Below are 23,528 nucleotides of genomic sequence, written 5' to 3' on the forward strand. Positions count from 1 at the left end.
AAGCTGGATGGTAAACGGGAAAGGGCATATCCACGAGTTCTTAAAATGAGCAAAAACAAGTTCCCGGTTAGACCAAGAAAAATGCCGTTCACTCTTAAGTGAACGGCATTAACCGTAAGGTGGTTTTTTGTCTTTTATCTTTCGCATTTTGATAAAGAACGGCTGTGATCGCTGACTCTGTAGAAAGTCTAGCTTTTATAGAAACTCGTACATTTACAAACGGTCTGGCTTTATAGCAAGTCGGGCCGCGCAATGTCTGCTTACCTACATTTCCTTGCTCAGTTCCACATTTGAGCCCGCTTTGGGGCTAAATAGCTGTTGATACAGTCGCCCCGCAAACTCATCTGTCATCCCTGAAATATAGTCCGCCAACACTCTGTGACTGTTTAAGCCTTGTTGCTCACTTTCGCGCCAGCGCTCTTGGGTGTTCAGTGGCAGTAAACGCTCGGGATCGGAAGCGAAGGCTTCGAATAATCCCATCACAATCTGCTGGCCCTTATATTCGAGCATTTGGATCTCAGGTTTACGGATCACGTATTTATAAACCAGTTGCTTGAGCACATTGAGCGCAATGGCAAATTCTGGCTCTAACGTCGCATTAAAGCGTAATAATGGCTCTTCGAACACGTCATCTTCTGAGATAACAATAGCGGTGACAAAGCCATTAACGAGTGTGCCTATGGCATCTTTACGTAGGTGATGCTCATGGGAAAACAGCTTGTTGCCAATATCTGCCAGCTCTTGTTTTATCCACGCATCGCTGCTGTTGGTCAGTGTCGGCGCCACATCTTGATGCCACTGGGACGCTGTGACTATGCCCATCACAATCGCATCTTCGAGATCGTGCACCGCATAGGCGATGTCATCTGCCAGTTCCATAATCGAGCAATCGAAGGATTTAAACTGGGTTCGCAGATGTGGATAGTGGTGCAGGGCGGGGTGTGAACCTTGCTGAGTTGATGTAAAACGACGGCTATCCGCCTCAGACAAAGGCTCAAGCACCCAAGCGAAGATGTCGTTATCATCGTCGAAAATGCCCTTAACCGGCGGCCATTGTGACGGTTTTAACTGTCTGTGGTTGGTGATTTCATTATGTTCACCCGCGACAAATAGCTTCGAGTGCGGCGCAGGGTATTTCAAAATCCCGAGCATGGTACGCCGACATAAGTTCATCCCGAAATCTAATGTGTAAGGCTCAAGTTTCGATAAAATACGAAAGGTTTGGCCATTGCCTTCAAAACCGCCGTGGTCGCGCATCATGTAATTTAATGCGACTTCGCCACCGTGGCCGAAGGGAGGATGACCAATATCGTGGGCCAAGCACAGGGACTCTAATAAGCTCATAGAGCAAAGCAGCTGTTTATGTTGTGGATATTTACGTCTGAGCTGCGCGGCTATGCCGGTGCCAATTTGCGAGACTTCGAGTGAGTGGGTTAATCGGGTGCGATAGAAGTCATTCATGCCAACGCCGAGCACTTGGGTCTTGGCCTGAAGGCGGCGAAAGGCGGCCGAGTGGAGAATACGCGCCCTGTCTCTTTGGTAGGGGCTGCGGTGATCAAAGCGCCGTTGTTTATCTTCACCATGACGGCGTTCTTGCCAAACACTTGAAGTCATATGCATTCCTAGCGAGAGTGGAAAATCAAAGCATCTTGTTAATTTCGTCTAAATTCAAGGTGAAACTGGGCACAAAGCAGTTCATAAAATACTGTACTGCGGGATCGGGATTCGTCGCCAGCATGTCTTCAAGTCGCTTGCGGGCGGTATTAAATTCACTGTTGCCAGCGCGATTTTCCTCAAGGCATTTAAGATAGGCACACAGAGTATCAGCCGATTTCACTATGGTCTTGTAAACAGGATCGGCGTAATCGCTGATGAACAGACTGCGATAATCTTCTTTAAATTCCTCTGGTACCATATCTAACATGCGCTGCTCGGCAATCGCCTCAATCTTTTTATACTCGGCTTCAATTTCTTTATTGAAGTATTTTACCGGCGTCGGTAAGTCACCCGTGAGAATTTCACTGGCATCGTGAAAAATCGCCAGACTCGTGGCTTGATGGGGATCGAGCGTCGTGCCGAATTTCTTATTACTGATGATCACCAGTGCATGGGCCACCATGGCAACTTGCAGCGAGTGTTCTTGAACATTTTCAGTGCGAACGTTGTACATCAAAGGCCAGCGTTGGATAAGTTTCATGCGAGCTAAATGCGCAAATAAGTGACTCATAGTTTTCCTGCTAAAGAGTGAAATCGGTAGGCGACAAGCTGCAATGGAAGACATGATACGAGTGAATAGGCAGTATTGACGCTAGTGAAGTCTTAGATTATCACAGCCTTGGATGACACGTGAGCATGAGCGTGGAGGATTTAAAGAAATAGCTAAAAATAAAGCGACCACTAGGATCGCTTTATGACTCAAACTGTTAACTGAGGATAAACTTACTGCCGATAGTTTTCGAGGAAGGCGCCAAACTCGGTAAATGCTTTCTTCAGATCTTCTTTATAGGGCAAGAAAACCACTCGTAAATGGTCAGGCTCAGGCCAGTTAAAGGCCGTGCCGTGCACTAACAGGATTTTCTTTTCTCTGAGTAAATCCAGCACTAAACGCTCATCATCCCTTAGGTTGAATTTCTTCATATCCAGTTTAGGGAAGGCATAGAGTGCGCCCTTTGGTTTTTTAACGCTCACACCTGGAATTTGGTTAAGCAATTCGTAACAGGCATCCCTTTGGACTGTGAGGCGGCCATTAGGCAAAATAAGCTCGTTAATACTCTGATAACCGCCGAGCGCGGTTTGAATTGCATGTTGATTGGGCACGTTTGCACAGAGGCGCATCGAGGACAGCATTTCTAAGCCTTCGATGTAACTTTTAGCAGCCTTAAGATTGCCAGATAACATCATCCAACCAACACGAAATCCTGCTGCACGATAAGCCTTTGATAAGCCGTTAAAAGTAACAGTTAAAATATCGTCTGATAGACCCGCAGCAGGAATATGCTTGGCTTCGTCGTATAAAATTTTATCGTAAATTTCATCGGCAAAAAGGATCAGATCATGTTGACGACACAGTTCAACCACTTGCAGCAGTAATTCTCTGCTGTATACCGCTCCGGTTGGGTTGTTCGGGTTAATCAGCACTATGCCGCGAGTACGTGATGAAATTTTACTTTTAATGTCGTTGAGATCGGGGAACCAGTCCGCTTCTTCATCGCAGCGATAATGCACAGCCTTGCCGCCCGCGAGATTCGCCGCTGCTGTCCACAGGGGATAGTCTGGTGAGGGGATTAAGATCTCATCATCGGTATTCAGCAGGCCTTGCATTGCCATCATAATGAGTTCTGAAACGCCGTTACCTATATAGATATCTTCGATATCGACACCAAAAATCCCTTGGGCTTGATAATGCTGCACTATGGCCTTACGGGCAGAGAATAATCCTTTTGACTCACAGTAGCCTTGGGCACTGGGTAAATTGAGGATCACATCGCGCACAATTTCTTCAGGCGCTTCGAAACCGAAGGGGGCCGGATTACCAATGTTGAGTTTGAGGATTCGATGCCCCTCGTCTTCTAAACGTCTGGCTTCCTTGTGCACTGGGCCGCGGATGTCATAGCAAACGGTATCCAGCTTGTTGGATTTGATGATAGGGCGCATTTACACCTCGGAACATGCATAAAGTTTTGGCTTAAGTTAGCGCACCATAACGAAATTTCATTGCAGATGAAAGGGGGGGTAAGCACAGAATTGCGCTTTTTTTATAAATATCCCTCAGTTAAATATGCTTTAACAGTCGATTAAAGAAATCTGCACAAGTTTTATGTTCTGATATTGGCATGATTTTAAGATTGTTTATCTATTGGGTTGGTAGGGGAATCTTGTTTATGTTTTTTCATTTCGAAAGATGAAAATGCGTTTTCATTAGCTGACCCATATTTAATTTCTCTATATTAGCCATATCAATCGTGACAGAAGAAAATGTATTTTAGCTGATACTTAATGGTTGATTTTTAATCACAGATTTTTGATAAGGTAAACTTATGCAAGCGGCATTTTATTTTGTGATAATTAGGCATATTTATTGAATGCTTATTAAGCTAAGAAGATCATAAATGTTTAAGTTACAATGGCGTTAAAAGTCTTCTAGATTATATGGTTATGTAAAATTGTCTCGCGGGAATTAAATTTATTTTCTATCAAGTTAAATTTATAGTTGACTCAATATTCGATGCGCTTTATTTTCTGCGCGATGTTTTTGGCAAGGCACCTTAGATAGCAAGCAATTCGCGGGTTTTATCTCCAGGGTTAGTCATCATGAAGCAGCTGTGTTGACGTTCTGAATCGTGTTGATTTCAGGCGTTATTCTAAAACCATTTGCCTTTTAGGCGATTTATTTAGAGGACCTAAGTGCATGTCTGAACCGACAGCGTTAAGTCTCATTCCACCTTTGGTGGTATTGGTGTTAGCTATTTGGTTACGCCGTCCTATTTTATCTTTGATCATAGGTGCGGTAACCGGTTTCCTGTTACTCGAACCCAGTCAAGTCTTAAACAATTTTGCTAGTGTGTCATTGAAGGTTATGGCCGATGAAACCATAGGTTGGTTGATTCTGGTGTGTGGTGGTTTTGGCGCGCTCATCGCACTTTTAGTACGAACTGGCGGCGCATTAGCGTTTGGGCGCAATGCACTTAAATTGGCGAAAGGACCTAAATCTTCCCTATTAATGACTTTTATCCTTGGGATCGTGATTTTTATCGATGACTATCTCAATGCGTTGACCGTGGGTGAAACCATGAAGCGTGTAACGGATAAATTTAAAGTGTCCCGTGAAATGCTCGCCTATGTCGTGGACTCCACCGCCGCGCCCGTGTGTGTGTTAGTGCCATTATCGACTTGGGCGGTATTTTTTGGTGGATTACTGGTGGATAACGGTGTGGCAGCCGAAGGTCAAGGCATTGCAGTTTATATGCAAGCTATTCCTTACATGCTTTATGCTTGGTTAGCTGTGGCTATGGTGCTACTTGTCGCATTAGGTATTGTGCCCGCCATTGGTCCAATGAAGACTGCGCAGCTGCGCGCTGCCCAAGGTGAACCCGCTGAAGCGCAAGTGGATTTCGACCAAGTTCAAACTTCGGATGAATATGCGGTTAAAGCCATAGAAGAGGAATTTAAGCACGCCGATAATCAGGGCAAACTGCATAACTTTTTAGTGCCCATTGGTTTATTAGTTGCCTTTACCGTGTACTTTGATATCGACGTGTGGAAAGGCTTGCTGGCGACCTTAGTTATCACGATTCCTTATTATGCAGTGCAGCGCTTGATGCCATTTTCAGAGATGATGGACCAAATGATCGATGGCTTTAAAAGCATGCTACCGGCCATTAGCACTGTGATTGCGGCGTTTGTATTTAAGGATGTGTGCGATCAGTTGTTACTGCCGCAGTACGTCATTGAATCATTAAGCCCATTTATGACACCTAAATTGCTGCCTGCGGTAGTGTTCTTATCTATGGCTATACTCGCATTTGCCACAGGTTCGAGCTGGGGTATATTTGCCGTGACGATTCCTATCGTGATGCCATTAGCGCAAGCGGTTGGGGCGGACATCCCATTAGTCATTGGGGCCTTATTGTCTGCATCATCATTTGGTAGCCAAGCGTGCTTCTACTCAGATTCAACCGTATTGGCCGCCCAAGGCTCAGGTTGTAACTTAGTGAGCCATGCTGTGACTCAGTTACCTTATGCACTTATCGCAGCAGTAATAGCATTTATCGGCTTTATTGTGATTGCATAACTTCTGTCACGATTAATATAAGAAACCAGCTACGGCTGGTTTTTTTATGTCTGCCGTAATGGGGTTAGGCGGCTAGAATGAGTAAAAGGTGAGTAAAGAGTGAGGAGGCTTGAACTAGGATAAACACGATTACACTGTTAAATGAATATTTTCAACTGATGTCAAATTATATTTTACGGAATTGTCATTTATATTTTACATATTTCATCGTCGCCATGTAGCTTTTCAAATCAAAGCCTGATTATACTTTGCATCCTTCAGGGCATTATTTTCAACATTAGTGGCAAACGAATCAAATGGACTCAACTCTTCTTACTGCGTTTTTCGAGCACGGCACAATACGTGATGTCGAGTGTTTATTCCCTGATATTTCAGGCTATCCAAGGGGAAAGCTTATGCCAGCCCGAAGTTTTGCTCAGGGTGCTGAATTACGTATTGCCCAAGCGATTTCGATGCAAGCGATTACCGGTGAGTATTCCTACGATCCAGTTTTCCCTGATGCTGATCCTGATCTTTTACTCGTCCCCGATTACAGCACCCTCAAGATGATCCCATGGAGCACAGTGCCGCGCGCATTTGCCATCCATGACTGCGTATTACTGGATGGCAATTTATGTCCATTTGCGCCGCGCTCTATGTTAAAAAATGTGTTGGCCCGTTACCAAGCCCTTGGGTTAACGCCCGTGGTGGCCCCTGAGATTGAGTTTTATCTGACTGAAGCCAATACCGATCCGAGTGTGCCGTATCAGGCACCCATTTCAAAAAGTGGCCGAGCTGAAAATGGTCAATCTGCGTTTAGCATGAATATGCTCAATGAACTCGCGCCATTTTGGGATGAGTTTAATGCCGCCATCGATGCGATTGGGATTAAAGGTGATACTTGGATCCATGAAATGGGACTATCGCAATATGAAATTAACTTAGTGCATGGCGATCCGCTGGCCTTAGCGGATCAAGCCTTTATGTTTAAATACGCGGCGAAAGAAATCGCCATTAAACATGGCTTGAATGCAATTTTTATGGCGAAACCCATAGCGGGTCAACCCGGCAGTTCTATGCATTTACATCAAAGTGTCGTCGATGATAAAGGTAATAATATTTTCAGCCATGCTGATGGTAGCGACACTGACCGTTTTCACCACTATATCGGCGGATTACAAAAGTATCTACCTGATTTAATGTTGTTATTCGCACCCAATATCAATTCATTTAGACGTTACATTTCCGGCAGTCAAGCACCGATTAATTTAAGTTGGGGCGTTGATAATCGCACCACTGGCTTACGTGTGCCATTAAGTGCTCCAGTAGCGAGACGGGTAGAGAATCGCATTGCGGGCGCCGATGCTAATCCGTACCTGATGATTGCCGCATCTTTGGCAGCGGGCCTTGCCGGAATGGAAGAAAAATTATCGCCAAGTGCACCAGAAACTGGGAGCGCTTATGAGAGCAGCCATGACCTCGCGCAGACATTTTTAGCTGCGTTAACGCAAATGCGCCAAAGTGATTCGGCACGACGCTTACTCGGGGACGATTTTGTCACTGGCTTTGTATCGGTGAAGGAAATTGAATTCCAAAGTTATTTGAGTGAGATAGGGGCTTGGGAGCGACGTTTCTTAGGGCCGCAATGCTAACGCTTTTATGAATAAGGGAATTATTACTTATAAAAGTTTTAACCCCTTCAATGACTCAAGAGTCTTAAAAATGAGTGACTAAAAAATAGCGACAAAAAAGCCAGTGCAAGCACTGGCTTTTCTTCGTCTGGAAACGAGAAGGGCGATTAAACGCGCTTCTTGAATTCACCAGTACGAGTGTCGATTTCAATTTTGTCGCCTACTTTCACGAAGTCAGCAACACTTACTGTGCCACCGCCAGTGATAGTCGCTGGCTTCATCACTTTACCTGAAGTGTCGCCACGAGCTGAAGGCTCAGTGTAGATCACTTCACGTACGATAGTGGTTGGCATTTCAACAGAGATAGCTTTGCCATCATAGAAAGTCACTTGGCAAGTTTCTTCCATACCGTCAACGATATAAGCCGCTGCATCACCTAGGTTTTCAGCTTCTACGTCGTATTGGTTGTATTCTGCATCCATGAATACAAACATAGGATCTGCAAAGTAAGAATATGTGCAGTCAAGACGATCTAAGATGATGTCTTCTAACTTATCTTCACCTTTGAAAGTCGTTTCAGTTCCAGAGTTAAGCAGTAAGTTTTTCAACTTTAACTTAACGATAGCAGCGTTACGGCCAGAACGAGTTGTTTCAGTTTTCTGCACAACCCATGGGCTGCCATCTAACATGATCACGTTACCAGGACGGATTTCATGAGCAGTTTTCATTACACTATTTCCTATATTTAGATTTTTCTGTTTTCGCGCAGTATCTTAGCTGTTTTTAACGAACTGAACTAGTCGAGTAGCGAGATCTGCAGCATTTAATGCATTAATTGGCCATTGTTTAGCATGGTGATGCAACAAGGGCAAATTAACAGGATTAAGGTTTTGCCAGTGAAGGCTCACGGCTGATTGCTGTGCTTGGTTGAACGCGAGATTCAATTCAGACCAATAACAAGCAATTTTAGGTGGCAGATTATCGCAGTAAAGTTTGAGAAAAGCTTCTAATTTTACGAGGTGATAATCATCTTCTTGGGGATAAATGTGCCAAATGAAGGGTTTTGCGGCCCATTGGGCACGTAAAAAGGAATCTTCACCGCGCACGATATTAAAATCACTGCTCCAGAGCAGGCGATCAAACCCCTGTTGGTCTGTCATAGGTAAAATGTGCAGGGTTAAATTGCCATGATTTATCTGTTGACCCGGCACTAGAGCGGCAATTTCACAGGGCAGTAAATGTGTCAGACTGTTTAAGCTACGCCCCTTGGGGATCAGCGCATGGATTTTTTCTACCGATTGCTGCCATAACTCACATAATGCGGGTAGCGCCTCGGTCTCATAGCTAAAAACGCTAATAACAGTGTCTTGTGCCTGAATGTCCTTAAGACCTAGATCAGTAAAAAGCTGCAATTTATTGGCAGTATCAGCTTGCCAAGCATCACGCTCTGCAAACAAATTTTGCTCGCAAATGAGTCCACCCGTTTTGGCGCTAAAACCGGGAAAGTAGAAATACTTTTTCAAACCATTGGCTTGTAACGATGGCAAACCATGGCAGCCTTCAACCCAATTCTCTGCGCTTAAATACTCTAAATTCAGCCAAACAGGTACAGATTTTGGGGCGTTCTGATGTAAATAAGCCAGCTGCGCTTTTACCTGTTCAGGGAGTTCACAGGCAAAGGCTTCGATGAGCACAGCTCCTGCGACAAACGCTACAGGCAAAGGCTCTTTCCAATGAATAATATTCACACCATTGAAGGTTTGAGTGGCTTTTAGTGGTTCGAGTGTCGGTAAAATATGGGAGAAGCTTGCGAGGTCGTCGACCCACAGATTAACAGGGATCTGATACTCATTGGCTATTTGTTTTGCTAAACGCCAAGTGACGCCAATATCGCCGTAGTTATCAACGACGGTGCAAAAAATATCCCAGTGATTAGAGCGGGCTGTGTTGGTCATGAGTGTGGTATGTCGTTATTCTTAGTTACAAAAAGTAGATAGTTGCAACAAGTCAGAAATATATGCATAAAAAAAGCGGCGTTAAGCCGCTTTAATCAAATGGTTAACAGAATTAATCTTCTAATTCAGCTAAACACATTTCTTCGTAAATTTGCTTAACCCAAGCATCAACACGTTCTTCAGTCAGCTCTGGCTGGCGATCTTCATCGATACCTAAACCAATAAAGTGGTCGTCATCGACTTGACCCTTAGAGGCTTCAAAATTGTAGCTTGCAGTTGGCCAATGGCCAATGATGATACCACCACGGGCCTGAACAATATCGCCAACCATGCCCATGGCATCAAGGAAATACTCAGCGTAGTCTTCTTGATCACCACAACCAAAAATAGCGACAAGTTTGTCAGTAAAATCAATTTGCTCTAGTTCAGGGAAGAAATCATCCCAGTCACATTGAGCTTCGCCGTAATACCAGGTCGGGATGCCGAACAGCAGCAAGTCATACTCTGCAATCTGTTCTTTGGTACTTTTGGCGATATCTTTCACCTCAACCATTTTTTTACCCAGTTTTTTCTGGATCATCTTGGCTACGGCTTCGGTGTTACCTGTGTCGCTACCGAAAAAAAGACCTACAGTTGCCATTGTCTATCCTTTAATGTCTAGTTCACTTATTACGTTAATCTTGCTGGTACTCGTTCAGCACTCAACTTGTTGCTGAAGAATTAATTCGATTAACTGGCTACGGCTGATGTTACTGGCCAATGCCTGCTCATTCAAGGCGTCATACAAATCTTGTGACACCTTTAACTCTATTCGCTTTAATCCGTTGGCTTTATCGCGCTGGATTTGATTGCGTTTGTTGACCTTAAGCTGCTGGCTACGGGACAAAGGATTACTTCGTGGGCGGCCCCGGCGCTTTTCATTGGCAAAAAGGTCAATGGTGGTTCTGTCTGTCGCTTCTTTTGCCATGTTCTTATTGTTAACCGATCCCTGAGCCTTCCCAAGTGATCTGGATAATACCTTTTACAATAAACCCGGCGCAGCCGAGAAATAACACTAACCAAACAATAAATCGACCAAATTTCGGCACGTTACCTTGTTTAAGCACATCGTGGATGGCCATGCCGATAAAGAAAAATATCGAGGCAAAAAACAGGTTCAGGCCGATGGCTTCAATTTGTTCCATGTACTGAGATAACATACTTTCTTAGTCCTCGAGAGTGTTCTAAGGCCAAAAGAGGCGCGAATATATCACATCAAGATGGCGGCTGCCATATGCTTTAGGTCGAGTTTGCTGCTGATTTACATTGCTTGTTTGTCAATAAATTCAGACACAATCCGGTTAAAGATGGCGGGTTTCTGTGCATGTAACCAATGACCACAGCCTTCGAGGGTTTTCGCCTGCGCCGCAGGGAATTGCGCCATGATAGCGCTTCTGTGCTCACCAGTGACATAATTTGAGTCACCACCACGAATAAATAGACTCGGGCCGCTATAGCTTTGTACTGGATTTGGCGCCTGATTGTGCCAACCAATAATATTGGGATAACAAGCCTTTAGCCCAATTAAGTTCAGCTTCCAACGAAAGCCAGTATCAGTGCGTTGTAGATTTTTGAGTAAAAATTGTGCGGTTGCTTCGTCAATACCATTGTCAATCAAGTGGTTTAGGGCAAACCGTCTGTCGGTATGACCTTCTAAGGGCAGACTTGCTAATGCGGCAAACACTGTATCGTGTCTTGGCTCATAGGCGACGGGGGCAATATCTGCTGCCACCATGCTGATAATGCGCTCTGGATGAGCTAACGCTGTCGCCATGGCGATTTTACCGCCCATGGAGTGACCCACAATATGGGCGCGTTCAATAGCCAGTTCGTCGAGTAATGCAACCATGGCCGTGGCGAGGCGAGGGTAATCCATCTCATCCCAATGCTCACTTAAACCATGATTGGGCACATCGACACGAATAACCTGATACTGGCTTTCTAATACTTGTCCTAGGCCTTTGAGGTTATCTAGGTTGCCGAACAAGCCGTGGATCAAGAGTACAGCGGGTCCTTGGCCTGTAGAAACAAAGTTCATGGTGATTCCTGTTGGATATGTTTAGCTTAACGTGGCGCGAATTGTGCCCTTAATGCCGTTGGCTTGACAAGTCAGTTGCCATTTCTATAGTGGGGGCGGCCAGTAACTTGTGTGCTTTTTCGGCAATTGTCGATTAACTGCTAGTTTGCTGTGCTATTTCCCGCACTTTTAGAATAATGGCGCTTTATCAGATTGATAGAGATAGATACACTGGTAACAGATCGCAATGATCTGCCCCGATCGCTGTGGTACACTTTTTTCGGTTAAGCCTGTCGAATAACAAAGGATAATTAAGGTTATGAAATATATCGAAGTAGATGAAGAGCTCTATCGTCATATTGCCAGCAAAACAGAACGAATTGGTGAGAGCGCCTCTGACATTCTTCGTCGATTACTCGGCCTGTCCGTCGATGCGGTCGAACAACCCCAGCCTTTGGCGATTAGCCAACCGAGCCTTGAAGCTGAACCTATTCAGCCCATCGCGGCGCAAACAGTGCCAGCAGTGAATGATTTTAGTCGCTTAGTCGATGAACATCAGTTATCGCAGCAAAAAGGCGCAGTAGGTCGTTTTCTGTTTTTGCTCGAAAGTTTGTATCAATTAGCCCCAGAGCAATTCTCACAAATTTTGCAGATCCAAGGGCGCGATCGTTTGTATTTTGCTCGCTCTAAGGAGCAACTGCTCGAAGCGAGTGCTTCGGCTAACCCAAAAGAAATTGGTGCAAGTGGTTTCTGGGTAACGAGTAACAACAATACCGCCAAGAAACGCACTATTTTATCGGAAGTTTTAGTGCAATTTGGTTGTGATGCGACAGTAGCAGCGGGCATCGCCGAGCGCGTTTAATCCGCGGATGAGCCAAGTTAGTACGACATTTTTCTACTTTTTCTAATTGTAATTGAGTGCAGGAGAGCCATAGGTGGCAATACATCAAAGGGCAGGACAAATCGCTAATCAGACGGATCTGGTCAATATTCCAAAACTGATGAGCCATTATTACAGCATCACGCCAAATATGGATGACGTACAACAACGCGTCACCTTTGGCACTTCTGGGCACAGAGGCTGCGCCTTCAATGGCAGTTTTAACCAACAACACATTTGGGCGATTACCCAAGCTGTGGTGGACTACCGTCAATCGGCAAATATCGATGGGCCGCTGATCCTTGGGATTGATACCCATGCGTTATCCTATGCGGCCTATTTGTCGGCAATTGAAGTGCTGGCGGCAAATAAAGTCACAGTGCACATCCAGCAGAACGACGGATTTACGCCAACGCCAGTGGTGTCCCATGGGGTGATTTGCGCCAATCGCGAAGCCAATATTACGGGTGCGGCATTGTCCGATGGTTTGATCATTACGCCTTCCCATAATCCTCCTCAGGATGGTGGCATCAAGTACAATCCACCCCATGGCGGACCAGCTGAAGGTAATATCACGGCTTGGATTGAATCGCGGGCCAATGATTACCTGCGCCAAGCATTAGTTAGCGTGCAAAAATCAGCCTATGCCGATGCGCTGACTTCGGGTTATGTGCAAGCCATTGACTTGATTACACCCTATGTGGCTGATTTAGATAATGTTATCGACATGCAGGCGATTGCCAACGCTAAGCTGCGTATCGGCGTTGACCCGCTCGGTGGTTCAGGGATTTTCTATTGGGCACCGATTGCCGCGCGTTATGGGCTCGATATCACGTTAGTTAATGATAAGGTTGATCCAAGCTTTAGCTTTATGCCGCTGGATAAAGACGGCAAAATCCGCATGGATTGCTCATCTCCCTACGCGATGGCCGGGTTACTCGCCCATAAAGAATCCTTTGATTTATGCCTTGGTAATGATCCCGATTATGACCGTCACGGCATCGTTTGCCCTGGTACGGGTTTGATGGATCCGAATCATTATCTTGCAGTCGCTATCGATTATTTACTGACACACAGACCAGATTGGAGCGATACCTTAGCCATAGGTAAAACCTTAGTATCGAGTGCGCTTATCGATAAAATCTGTGCTTTCCACGGCAAAACGTTACTCGAAGTGCCAGTGGGCTTTAAGTGGTTTGTCGACGGTTTAGCCGAAGCCACAATCGCCTTTGGCGGTGAAGAGAGTGCTGGCGCGGCATTTTTACGCCGTGATGGCAGTACATGGTGCACAGATAAAGACGGCTTCATTTTAGGGTTACTTGCCGCAGAAATTCTTGCGGTGACAGGTAAAACCCCAGGTCAGCGTCACCAAGAGTTAGTAAAACAATTTGGCCAAAGTTTCTATAAGCGTATCGATAGCCCAATCAGTCTTGAAAACAAAGCCAAGTTTGCTTTGCTCAATGCCGATACCTTAAATGCCACTGTGCTTGCAGGTGAGACAATCGAAAACGTGTTAACCCATGCGCCAGGCAATAATGCGGCGATTGGCGGCATCAAAGTTACCACAGCTAATGGGTGGTTTGCGGCGCGTCCATCGGGCACTGAAGCGTTATTTAAAATCTACGGCGAAAGTTTTATCAGTGAGCAGCATTTGGCTGAGATCATCAAAGATGCGCAGGCATTAATTGATAAGGCGCTAAACGCTTAATGCAGCAGTAGGTTTAGCTAACGTCTCAAAATAAAAAACGCACTCAGATTTGAGTGCGTTTTTGTTTGTGTCTAATTCAGCTGTGAGTAGTTGATCTAATACTGATTTGACCGTATTTAGTACTCGATATGACAACTCGGTAAGTTATTCTTATCGATGTAATTTTGGTGATATTCCTCAGCCACATGGAACTGTTGCAGTGGCACTATTTCTGTGACGATATGGCGTAATCCCCAACGCCCCGAGCGGGCAAAAGCTAACTTTGAGGCTTCTGCGGCCGCTTTTTGCTCACGGTCGTGGAAGAAAATGGTACTGCGATATTGAGTGCCAATATCTCCGCCTTGCATGTTCAGACTCGTTGGATTGTGGTTTTTCCAAAATACATCGAGCAAGTCTTCATAACTGACAAGGGCGGGATCGAATTCCACTTGCACCACTTCGGCATGGCCCGTTTTGCCTTTTTTGACTTCTTCATAGGTTGTCGCCGCATTATTGCCGCCCATATAGCCGCAGGTGGCATTCGATACGCCGTTCACTTGTCTAAAAAAATACTCTACGCCCCAGAAACAGCCGGCACCAAAGGTTGCTAACGCCATAATTAAATCCAATAGAAGTCTAGATGGCTAAGGATTGTGATAAAACTTGAGTGCAAAAGCAAGCCTCAAGTTGGAATATTTATCATGGGAAATTCTTAGGGAATGTCCTGAGAATTTAACAATCAGCTTAGTTGAATGTCATTCCGCTTAAAACTGGGTCCTACGGCAATAAATGTCTGAGAACAGCACTAAAAACATGTGTTAGTATTGAAGCCGTTTTTTAGGTGCGAGTGAGATTAACCGCGGTGAGATAAATGCTTAAGTGGTTATTACTGCCTGTACTTATGCTATTGCGCCAATACTGTTACACATCATTATAAGGAGAATTCTGTGTTACAAGCTCTGTTAGATTCAAAGGATTTTTTAGCGCTCACCTTAGCCCATCCTGAACAGTTCGATGGCGAATTTTCATTTAACTTAGGCGATCATACTCAAGTGGAAGTGTGGGATACCGGTGTTATTGTTTTCGAACCAATACAGAATGAAGGAAAAGATATTGTGCTTTCCTGCGGTGTTCACGGTAACGAGACCGCGCCCATTGAACTCTGCAATAGCTTAATTAAACAACTTCTACAGCAAAAGATCATCGCAAAGCAGCGCACTTTATTTCTCATTGGTAACCCATTAGCGATTAATAACGGCACGCGGATTATTGACGAAAACATGAATCGTCTATTTAGTGGTGAGCATTCCAATCCACCAGGGTTAGTGAACCCTGAGCGAGTACGCGCAAAAAAACTCGAAGCCTATGTCGACCGTTTTTATACTACGGTTGCCGATGGACGTCAGCGCATCCATTATGATCTGCACACGGCGATGCGCGCCTCGAAGCATGAAAAGTTCGCTATCTATCCCTATCGTCCAGGGCGCGCCTTTAGCGGCGAGCAAATTATGTTTTTAGCCGCAAGCGGCGTCGATACAGTACTTTTCCACCATGAACCGACCACAACCTTCAGCTATTTTTCCTCTGAACGCTACGACGCCGATGCCTTTACCATTGAACTTGGCAAAGTGTATCCCATGGGGCAGAACGACATGACGCGTTTTATCGCCACCCATGAAATGTTCATGCGCTTGATCACCGCTAAGCCGTTGGAGCTGGATGCATTTGATGCCGATAAGGTTAACTTGTACCAAGTGTGCCGCGTCATCAATAAACATTTCGATGATTTTGAATTTACCTTCGCAACTGATGTCGAAAACTTCAGATCTTTCCCGAAGGGCTTTGTTTTAGCGCGGGAAGGTGGGCAAGAAATTAAAGTGGAACATGAGTTTGAGTCTGTCGTGTTCCCTAATGCCAAAGTGCCTATTGGCAATCGCACTGTGATTTGCCTGATCCCTGCGGTGAATGCGGACGTGCGTTAGGCTTGTAAAGCAATATATACATGCGTGGCAGGGATAACTTGTGGTTTGAGCTATGCCAATGGTTGATAGGTAGTTTACGTTAACGTAATGTTCGTCGGGCATATTCGTATAAACAGACGCATCAAACGCTTTGATGCGTAATGAGATAACAAGAGCACAATATGAGCAAAGCAACACTCAACACTGATACAGTGCACCGTGTCGGCTTCTTGGATAAGGCATCGCTACACATTCCTATCCTTCGAATTCTACAAGCCGACGGCACCACTTATGAAACCGCGGTTTTGCCTGTGATAGATGAAACCTTAGCCACTAAAATTTACGATACCTGTGTATTCACTCGGGTACTTGATGAACGTATGCTTGGCGCCCAGCGTCAAGGACGCATCAGCTTCTACATGACCTGTACGGGTGAAGAAGCGGCGATTGTCGGCAGTGTGGCCGCACTCGATCAAGAAGATGTGATCCTCGCACAATATCGTGAGCATGCGGCGCTGCGTTATCGCGGCTTTACCACTGAACAGTTTATGAATCAGATGTTCAGTAACGAGAAAGATCTTGGTAAAGGTCGCCAAATGCCAATCCATTACGGCAGTGCGGCATTGCATTATCAAACGATTTCGTCACCGTTAGCCACGCAAATCCCGCAGGCGACTGGTGTGGGCTACAGCTTAAAAATGCAAGGTAAGCGCAAAGTCGCGGTTTGTTATTTTGGCGAAGGCGCTGCATCGGAAGGGGATTTTCATGCTGGCCTAAACATGGCCGCGGTACTGAAATGCCCAGTGATTTTCTTCTGTCGTAACAATGGCTACGCGATTTCTACCCCCACTGAAGAGCAGTTTGCTGGAAACGGTATTGCCAGCCGCGGTGTGGGTTATGGCATGCACACCATTCGTGTAGACGGCAATGACATGTTGGCCGTGTTAGCCGCAACTCAGCAAGCCCGCGCCTATGCGATTGAGCATAATTCGCCTGTGCTGATTGAAGCCATGACTTACCGTCTCGGCGCACACTCTTCTTCAGACGATCCCTCTGGTTATCGCTCGAAAGATGAAGAAGCCAAGTGGCAGCAACACGATCCGGTTAAACGCTTCAAATTATGGCTTATCAACAAAGGTTGGTTGGCTGAAGCGGATGATGTAAAACTGCATGAGAAATATCGTGAAGAAGTATTGGCTGCGGTAAAAGTGGCTGAAAAAATTCCTGTGCCTATGCTAGATGAAATTATTGAAGATGTGTACGACAAGCCGACGCCAGTGCTGAAAAAGCAACTCGCCGATCTTAAAGAACATATCAAGAAATATCCGCAAGCCTATCCAAAAAGTGCAGGGAGACTATAAGCCGTGGCTGAAATGAATATGTTACAGGCCGTCAATGAGGCCTTGTCGATTGCCATGCAAGCCGATGAACGCATGGTGGTTTTTGGTGAAGATGTGGGCCACTTTGGCGGGGTATTTCGCGCTACCTCCGGTCTTCAAGAAAAATTCGGTCGCGCTCGCTGCTTTAATACGCCGCTGACAGAACAAGGTATTGCCGGTTTTGCCAATGGTTTAGCCTCAAATGGCATGACCGCCGTGGCTGAAATTCAATTCGCCGATTATATCTTTCCGGCGTTTGATCAAATCGTCAACGAGTCGGCTAAGTTCCGTTACCGTAGCGGTAATGAGTTCGATGTCGGTGGATTAGTGTTCCGTACGCCCTATGGCGGCGGTATCGCGGGCGGCCATTATCACTCGCAATCACCTGAAGCCTATTTTACCCAGACGCCGGGGTTAAAAGTGGTGGTGCCACGCAACCCTGAGCAAGCCAAAGGACTGCTGTTGGCGTCAATCCGTGACAAAAATCCGGTGATCTTCTTTGAGCCTAAGCGTTTATATCGTGCATCGGTTGGCGAAGTGCCCGCGGGCGATTATGAAATTGAACTGGGTAAGGCTGAAGTGGTTCGCGAAGGTAAAGACATCACCTTAGTGGCGTGGGGCGCGCAAATGGAAATTCTTGAAAAAGCCGCCGACATGGCCGCTAAAGAAGGGATCTCCTGTGAAGTTATCGATTTACGCACCTTGTCACCCTGGGATATCGATACTGTTGCCGATTCAGTCAAAAAGACCGGACGTTTACTGGTTAACCATGAAGCGCCATTAACCGGTGGCTTTGCTGGTGAGATCGCGGCGACGATTCAGCAAGAATGCTTCTTGTATCTAGAGTCGCCCATCAGCCGCGTTTGTGGTTTAGATACCCCGTACCCACTCATTCATGAAAAAGAATACATGCCAGATGCTTTCAAAACGTTTGAAGCCATCAAAGCATCAGTGACCTTCTAGGAGTCCGGTATGATTAAAGATTTTATTTTGCCGGATATTGGCGAAGGTGTTGTGGAGTGTGAGTTGGTTGAATGGCTGGTCAAAGAAGGCGACACAGTCGTTGAAGACCAACCTATTGCCGATGTGATGACAGACAAAGCACTTGTTCAAATCCCAGCGCCTTTTGCGGGCGTAGTCACTAAGCTGTATTACGCCAAGGGCGATATTGCGAAAGTGCATGCGCCGCTCTATGCCGTAAAAATTGAAGATGCCGTTGAAATCGCAGGCGAATCTGTTACGGCTGAACCTGCTGCGACGACTGCAAAAGTGACTGAGCCAGTGGCAGTAACAAACGCGACCACGTCATCCAGTTCATCTGTCAGCATTGAAGAATTCTTACTACCTGATATCGGCGAAGGCATTGTTGAATGTGAGCTAGTTGAATGGTTGGTGAGTGAAGGTGATTGGGTTGAGGAAGATCAACCGATTGCCGACGTGATGACAGATAAAGCACTGGTGCAAATTCCTGCCATTAAAGCGGGTAAAATTGCCAAACTGCATTATCGCAAAGGTCAGCTAGCTAAAGTACATGCGCCTTTATTTGCCATTGAAGTTGAACAGACGGCTTCTGCACCTGCGGCAACAACAAACACAGATACTGTGGTCAATGCGGCACCTGCAGCGCAGATTGTGAATGCAGAGCCTGCTCGCCAAGGTAAAGCCTTAGCCAGCCCCGCAGTTCGTCGCATGGCGCGGTCGTTAGATATCGATTTGAGCCAAGTACCTGGTACAGGAAAGCATGGCCGTGTGTATAAGGAAGATATCACCCGCTTCCAACAAGGCGCGAGCAATGTTTCTGCTCCAAGTGTGGCTCAGGTAAAAGAGGCGCCAGTTCAAGCGACTCAAACATCTCAAACCCAAGTTCCAACATCTACAGTGACTCAACGCGCTGACGCGGTTGAGCCGATTCGCGGCGTAAAAGCTGTGATGGCACGCATGATGGTGGAGTCTGTGTCGAGCATTCCGCACTTTACCTATTGTGAAGAGTTTGATTTAACAGACTTAGTAGCACTGCGTGAAAGCATGAAGGTTAAGTATTCGTCAGATGAAGTGAAGCTGACCATGATGCCTTTCTTCATGAAGTCGATGTCGCTCGCGTTAAGTCAGTTCCCTGTGATGAACAGTCAAGTGAATGCGGATTGCACTGAACTAACTTACAAGGCACGTCACAATATCGGCATGGCGGTGGATTCTAAAGTCGGTCTCTTGGTGCCCAACATCAAAGATGTTCAGGACAAGAGCATTTTAGAAGTGGCGGCAGAAATCACCCGCCTGACCCAAGCAGCCCGCAGCGGCCGCGTGGCGCCAGCGGATCTGAAAGACGGCACGATTTCCATCTCTAACATTGGCGCCTTAGGTGGCACAGTGGCGACGCCTATTATCAACAAACCTGAGGTGGCGATTGTGGCCTTAGGTAAGTTGCAAATCCTACCGCGCTTTAACGCGAAAGGGGAAGTCGAAGCTCGCCAAATCATGCAAGTGAGCTGGTCAGGTGACCATAGAGTGATCGATGGCGGTACGATTGCTCGCTTCTGTAATCTGTGGAAACAGTATCTTGAGCAGCCTCAAGAGATGTTATTAGCGATGCGCTAAGCCGCAGGCACGAATAACTGACACTAAAAGGACGCTAAAAGCGTCCTTTTTTATTTGCTTTGCACAAATGGGTTAATCTTTTGATCCCGATTACGTATAATTCCCGAACGTAGTTATCCTGATGGATGTGTTATGAGTCAGTTAGCCCCCAGCCCATTTGCTCCAACAATAGAAACCATTGATTACCCGTTTCCGCCTAAACCAGTGCCTTTGTCCGATGCGCAAAAAGCCGATTACAAGGCGCGTATCAAACAACTGCTCATTGAAAAAGATGCCGTTCTGGTTGCCCACTATTATACCGATCCTGAAATCCAAGCCCTTGCCGAAGAGACTGGCGGCTGCGTTTCAGACTCTTTAGAAATGGCGCGCTTTGGCCGCGATCACCCAGCAAAAACCTTAATCGTTGCTGGGGTCAAGTTTATGGGCGAAACCGCCAAGATTTTAAGCCCAGAAAAAACCATTTTAATGCCGACCTTAGAAGCCACTTGTTCATTGGACTTAGGTTGCCCAATCGATAAGTTCAGCGCTTTTTGCGACGCGCACCCAGATCATACTGTGGTGGTTTACGCCAATACTTCGGCTGCGGTTAAAGCGCGCGCCGATTGGGTGGTGACATCGAGCATTGCCCTTGAAATCGTTGAGCACTTAGACAGCGAAGGCAAAAAGATCATTTGGGGACCCGATCGTCATTTAGGCAGCTATATTGCCAAGCAGACGGGCGCCGACATGTTGATGTGGCAGGGCGATTGTATCGTTCACGACGAGTTTAAATCGAACGCGTTGCGCGATATGAAAAGCGTTTACCCAGATGCGGCGATTCTTGTGCACCCTGAGTCGCCAGCCAGTGTGGTGGCAATGGCCGATGCGGTTGGCTCAACCAGTCAGCTGATCAAAGCGGCGCAGACAATGCCAAATGAGCGTTTTATCGTGGCAACCGATCGCGGCATTTTTTATAAAATGCAGCAGGCGGCGCCAGGTAAAATTTTAATTGAAGCGCCAACGGGCGGAAATGGCGCAACCTGTAAGAGCTGTGCCCACTGTCCTTGGATGGCGATGAACGGTTTGCAGGCCATTGAAGCGTCACTCGCCGACAGCGATAAAACCACCCATGAGATTTTTGTGGATGAAGACTTAAGAGTTAAGGCGCTTATTCCGCTGACGCGTATGCTGGATTTTGCCAAGACACTGAATATGAAAGTGAAGGGTAATGCCTAAGCCCATTATTTAGCTTTTCTTCAGCCTAATAAAAATCCCTACCATAGCGTGGGGATTTTTTATGTCTGTTGTTTTTATTAAAACTAAGGCAATAAAAAGCCTCGCAAATGCGAGGCTTGATTGAGTAACGCGGGATCTAATGACTAGATTACTTTACGCTTACTTGGCGTTCATCAGTGCAACCGCGTTATCTAACATACGGTTACTGAATCCCCACTCGTTATCATACCAAGACATCACTTTCACTAAACGACCGTTTACACGGGTTTGAGTGGCGTCAAAGTTTGAAGAAAACGCATTGTGGTTAAAGTCGATAGACACCAATGGCTCTTTGTTTACCGCTAACACTTCGCTCAATGGCGCAACGCTGGCAGCGCGTTCGATAATGGCATTCACTTCTTCAACTGTCGTATCACGGGCAGCGATGAAAGATAAATCCACGAGTGATACGTTAACTGTAGGTACACGAACCGCTAAACCGTCGAATTTACCTTGTAATTCAGGTACAACCAAACCTACAGCAGCTGCTGCGCCAGTTTTAGTTGGGATCATTGACAGTGCCGCAGCACGGGCACGACGTAAATCTGTGTGGTACACGTCAGATAAACGTTGATCGTTGGTATAAGCGTGAATGGTGGTCATCAGGCCTGATTCGATACCAATCTCGTCATTTAACGGCTTAGCAAAAGGGGCTAAACAGTTTGTTGTACAAGAAGCATTTGAAATCACTGTCATGTCTGAGGTCAGCACGTTGTTGTTCACACCGTAAACAACTGTGGCATCCACATTTTTACCTGGAGCAGAAATAATCACTTTCTTCGCGCCAGCGGTTAAATGTGGTTGAACGGTTTCTTTAGAAGTGAAGATACCGGTACATTCGAACACCACGTCAACCTGTAGCTCTGCCCATGGCAGTTTTGCAGGATCACGTTCTTGGAAAGTGAGGATCTTATCGCCATTCACATAAATCGCTTCGGCATCATGGTCAACCTTGGCATTGAAACGACCATGAACAGAATCGTATTTTGTCAGGTGAGCGTTGATTGAAGCGTCGCCTAAATCATTAATAGCGACAATCTTGATTGGATAAGCTTTTTCGCTTTCGTACAAGGCGCGTAATACGTTTCTACCGATACGGCCATAGCCATTTATTGCTACACGGATAGTCATCTCATATCCCTCTGGTGATTATAAAATTCAACTGGTAGTAAAATTACCAAACTGACAGCTATCGTCAAGTTAAATCGGCATTTTACCGCTGTCTTGATTAACAAATTAGGTATTTTTTTTACATCGGTCGCGAAATCGCCATTTTTTACGCGTTAATTGGGTAAAAAATTACAAGATGGCAAACATTTTGCCATCGATTGCTTAGTTTACTTTTTCGACAGGCGCAGGCGGCACTACCTCAGCTACAGTTGGCGCTTGGGCAACCGCTTGAGGATCAAGCCATTGTCTTACTGGACTCATAGAATAAGTGCCCTTTTTTAGCGCATCGATAAGGGCTTGGGCTTTTAAATCGAGTTCAGTTGCCAACGTCTTATTGCCACCGAGCAAGGCTAGCATTTTTTCCTCAGAATACTTCTGCTGCGTAAGTAGTAAATTTGCTTTCGTCAGCATATAGGATTTATCTAAAACTTGTTGCTGGCGATAGGCAGATGCGAGCCCAAGTAACCAGTTAACGTCGAAATCATCGTAATGGATCTCCGCAAAGACTTTAAGATAGAGTTGTTGCGCTTTGATGGCATTTCGATTGCTGTAATAGGTTGCGACTTGGGCAAGTAGAAAGGGGTCAGTCACTTCGCCGGCGTTTTCCTGTTCTAATAATCTATTTAACGCAGCGGTATCGCCAAAGCGAGTCCATTGGTAATAGGACATAAAAGGGTCTTGCCGTTCACGGGTTTGATCTTGTAGTAAACTTAAATTTTGAGTGCTTAGTCTAAAGGCTCTGGCTCTATCTGCTGTGCGATTGGTGTGGATGATATGCTGAACGCCAGAGGCGAGTTCAATGCAACGGCTGTAATCCTCAAGGTAGGTTAATTGTGAGTAGAGCTGCTTACCTGTGAGGTTTTCGTTGTCTTTTAACATGTAGCGGTTTTGGATAAGCTTGGTCTTTTCAGTCAAACACCAGCTGTCCTTATGCAAATCGGCACAAATTTCAGGATTATTTTTACAAATTGCTGAGATATTTCGGTCATTATCACAACCGAAAAGACCGAAAAAGCTCATCCCTAAGGTAAATGATGTAATTATTACTAGATTTTGTCTCAAAACACTCTCCAAACGATAATTTTTCTAATAAAATTACAGATTTACAGAAAATATCTTACTGGCAACAAAGCGCGACTTTCATTACAATGGCGCCGACCAAAACAGGGTTTTCCCTAAAACCCGCATTA

Annotated in this window: 21 protein-coding genes; 9 read left to right on the forward strand and 12 right to left on the reverse strand. The window is 45.7% G+C overall.

Annotation, left to right across the window (positions count from 1 at the left end; all coding sequences use genetic code 11):
- Positions 1-264: 264 nt before the first annotated feature.
- The 3 genes from KO533_RS00005 to KO533_RS00015 all read right to left on the reverse strand — a co-directional run bounded on the left by KO533_RS00005 (position 265) and on the right by KO533_RS00015 (position 3,654).
- Positions 265-1,614, reverse strand: coding sequence for an anti-phage deoxyguanosine triphosphatase (locus tag KO533_RS00005; RefSeq protein WP_173244953.1), 1,350 nt, complete (start codon positions 1,612-1,614; stop codon positions 265-267).
- Between the two features lie 25 nt (positions 1,615-1,639).
- Positions 1,640-2,227: a 5'-deoxynucleotidase gene (gene yfbR / locus KO533_RS00010; protein WP_011839912.1), complete on the reverse strand. Its 588-nt coding sequence runs from the start codon at positions 2,225-2,227 to the stop codon at positions 1,640-1,642.
- A gap of 212 nt (positions 2,228-2,439) precedes the next feature.
- On the reverse strand, positions 2,440-3,654 hold the full coding sequence (locus KO533_RS00015) for a pyridoxal phosphate-dependent aminotransferase (RefSeq protein WP_105252462.1): 1,215 nt from the start codon (positions 3,652-3,654) through the stop codon (positions 2,440-2,442).
- Between the two features lie 754 nt (positions 3,655-4,408).
- Here KO533_RS00015 and KO533_RS00020 point away from each other — a divergent pair.
- Both KO533_RS00020 and KO533_RS00025 read left to right on the forward strand, forming a co-directional pair.
- The gene (locus tag KO533_RS00020; protein WP_219252310.1) at positions 4,409-5,791 is read left to right on the forward strand and encodes a Na+/H+ antiporter NhaC family protein; all 1,383 of its coding nucleotides are present in this window, start codon (positions 4,409-4,411) and stop codon (positions 5,789-5,791) included.
- A gap of 296 nt (positions 5,792-6,087) precedes the next feature.
- On the forward strand, positions 6,088-7,422 hold the full coding sequence (locus KO533_RS00025; RefSeq protein ID WP_168825244.1) for a glutamine synthetase family protein: 1,335 nt from the start codon (positions 6,088-6,090) through the stop codon (positions 7,420-7,422).
- A gap of 146 nt (positions 7,423-7,568) precedes the next feature.
- On the opposite strand, the gene efp is transcribed toward KO533_RS00025, so the two are convergent.
- From efp to KO533_RS00055, 6 genes are all read right to left on the reverse strand, one after another.
- Positions 7,569-8,129, reverse strand: a complete 561-nt coding sequence (gene efp, locus KO533_RS00030; RefSeq protein WP_105252465.1) for an elongation factor P — start codon at positions 8,127-8,129, stop codon at positions 7,569-7,571.
- Between the two features lie 45 nt (positions 8,130-8,174).
- Positions 8,175-9,356: an elongation factor P maturation arginine rhamnosyltransferase EarP gene (gene earP, locus KO533_RS00035; RefSeq protein ID WP_219252312.1), complete on the reverse strand. Its 1,182-nt coding sequence runs from the start codon at positions 9,354-9,356 to the stop codon at positions 8,175-8,177.
- A gap of 112 nt (positions 9,357-9,468) precedes the next feature.
- Entirely contained in the window at positions 9,469-9,996 is a 528-nt protein-coding gene (fldA, locus tag KO533_RS00040; protein WP_006081576.1) for a flavodoxin FldA, read from the reverse strand.
- A gap of 54 nt (positions 9,997-10,050) precedes the next feature.
- Positions 10,051-10,323 carry a LexA regulated protein gene (gene ybfE, locus KO533_RS00045; RefSeq protein WP_006081577.1) on the reverse strand — a complete coding sequence of 91 codons (273 nt, stop codon included), beginning with the start codon at positions 10,321-10,323 and terminating at the stop codon, positions 10,051-10,053.
- Between the two features lie 10 nt (positions 10,324-10,333).
- Positions 10,334-10,555: a DUF2788 domain-containing protein gene (locus KO533_RS00050; RefSeq protein ID WP_219252314.1), complete on the reverse strand. Its 222-nt coding sequence runs from the start codon at positions 10,553-10,555 to the stop codon at positions 10,334-10,336.
- Positions 10,556-10,656: 101 nt separating this feature from the next.
- Positions 10,657-11,433 carry an alpha/beta fold hydrolase gene (locus KO533_RS00055; RefSeq protein ID WP_219252315.1) on the reverse strand — a complete coding sequence of 259 codons (777 nt, stop codon included), beginning with the start codon at positions 11,431-11,433 and terminating at the stop codon, positions 10,657-10,659.
- A 298-nt stretch (positions 11,434-11,731) separates the two neighbouring features.
- Here KO533_RS00055 and seqA point away from each other — a divergent pair, with 298 nt between their 5' ends.
- Entirely contained in the window at positions 11,732-12,274 is a 543-nt protein-coding gene (gene seqA, locus KO533_RS00060) for a replication initiation negative regulator SeqA (protein WP_198573466.1), read from the forward strand.
- Between the two features lie 73 nt (positions 12,275-12,347).
- Entirely contained in the window at positions 12,348-14,000 is a 1,653-nt protein-coding gene (gene pgm, locus KO533_RS00065; protein ID WP_219252316.1) for a phosphoglucomutase (alpha-D-glucose-1,6-bisphosphate-dependent), read from the forward strand.
- 116 nt (positions 14,001-14,116) lie between these two features.
- Here pgm and msrA read toward each other — a convergent pair whose 3' ends face one another.
- Positions 14,117-14,596: a peptide-methionine (S)-S-oxide reductase MsrA gene (msrA, locus tag KO533_RS00070; RefSeq protein ID WP_028759985.1), complete on the reverse strand. Its 480-nt coding sequence runs from the start codon at positions 14,594-14,596 to the stop codon at positions 14,117-14,119.
- Positions 14,597-14,926: 330 nt separating this feature from the next.
- Here msrA and astE point away from each other — a divergent pair, with 330 nt between their 5' ends.
- The 5 genes from astE to nadA all read left to right on the forward strand — a co-directional run bounded on the left by astE (position 14,927) and on the right by nadA (position 21,129).
- On the forward strand, positions 14,927-15,961 hold the full coding sequence (astE, locus tag KO533_RS00075; RefSeq protein ID WP_219252317.1) for a succinylglutamate desuccinylase: 1,035 nt from the start codon (positions 14,927-14,929) through the stop codon (positions 15,959-15,961).
- Positions 15,962-16,122: 161 nt separating this feature from the next.
- Positions 16,123-17,301, forward strand: coding sequence for a thiamine pyrophosphate-dependent dehydrogenase E1 component subunit alpha (locus tag KO533_RS00080; RefSeq protein WP_105252472.1), 1,179 nt, complete (start codon positions 16,123-16,125; stop codon positions 17,299-17,301).
- Positions 17,302-17,304: 3 nt separating this feature from the next.
- The gene (locus KO533_RS00085) at positions 17,305-18,282 is read left to right on the forward strand and encodes an alpha-ketoacid dehydrogenase subunit beta (protein WP_028759982.1); all 978 of its coding nucleotides are present in this window, start codon (positions 17,305-17,307) and stop codon (positions 18,280-18,282) included.
- Positions 18,283-18,291: 9 nt separating this feature from the next.
- Positions 18,292-19,914 carry a dihydrolipoyllysine-residue acetyltransferase gene (locus KO533_RS00090; RefSeq protein ID WP_105252473.1) on the forward strand — a complete coding sequence of 541 codons (1,623 nt, stop codon included), beginning with the start codon at positions 18,292-18,294 and terminating at the stop codon, positions 19,912-19,914.
- Positions 19,915-20,046: 132 nt separating this feature from the next.
- Positions 20,047-21,129: a quinolinate synthase NadA gene (gene nadA, locus KO533_RS00095; RefSeq protein ID WP_028759980.1), complete on the forward strand. Its 1,083-nt coding sequence runs from the start codon at positions 20,047-20,049 to the stop codon at positions 21,127-21,129.
- A 159-nt stretch (positions 21,130-21,288) separates the two neighbouring features.
- Here the strand turns inward: nadA and gap are convergent, their stop codons facing one another.
- On the reverse strand, positions 21,289-22,299 hold the full coding sequence (gene gap / locus KO533_RS00100; protein ID WP_006081590.1) for a type I glyceraldehyde-3-phosphate dehydrogenase: 1,011 nt from the start codon (positions 22,297-22,299) through the stop codon (positions 21,289-21,291).
- Positions 22,300-22,500: 201 nt separating this feature from the next.
- Entirely contained in the window at positions 22,501-23,400 is a 900-nt protein-coding gene (locus tag KO533_RS00105) for a DUF2989 domain-containing protein (RefSeq protein WP_219252319.1), read from the reverse strand.
- Positions 23,401-23,528 lie beyond the last annotated feature (128 nt).

The sequence above is a fragment of the Shewanella sp. NKUCC05_KAH genome, assembly GCF_019345585.1.
Classification (GTDB): domain Bacteria; phylum Pseudomonadota; class Gammaproteobacteria; order Enterobacterales; family Shewanellaceae; genus Shewanella; species Shewanella oncorhynchi.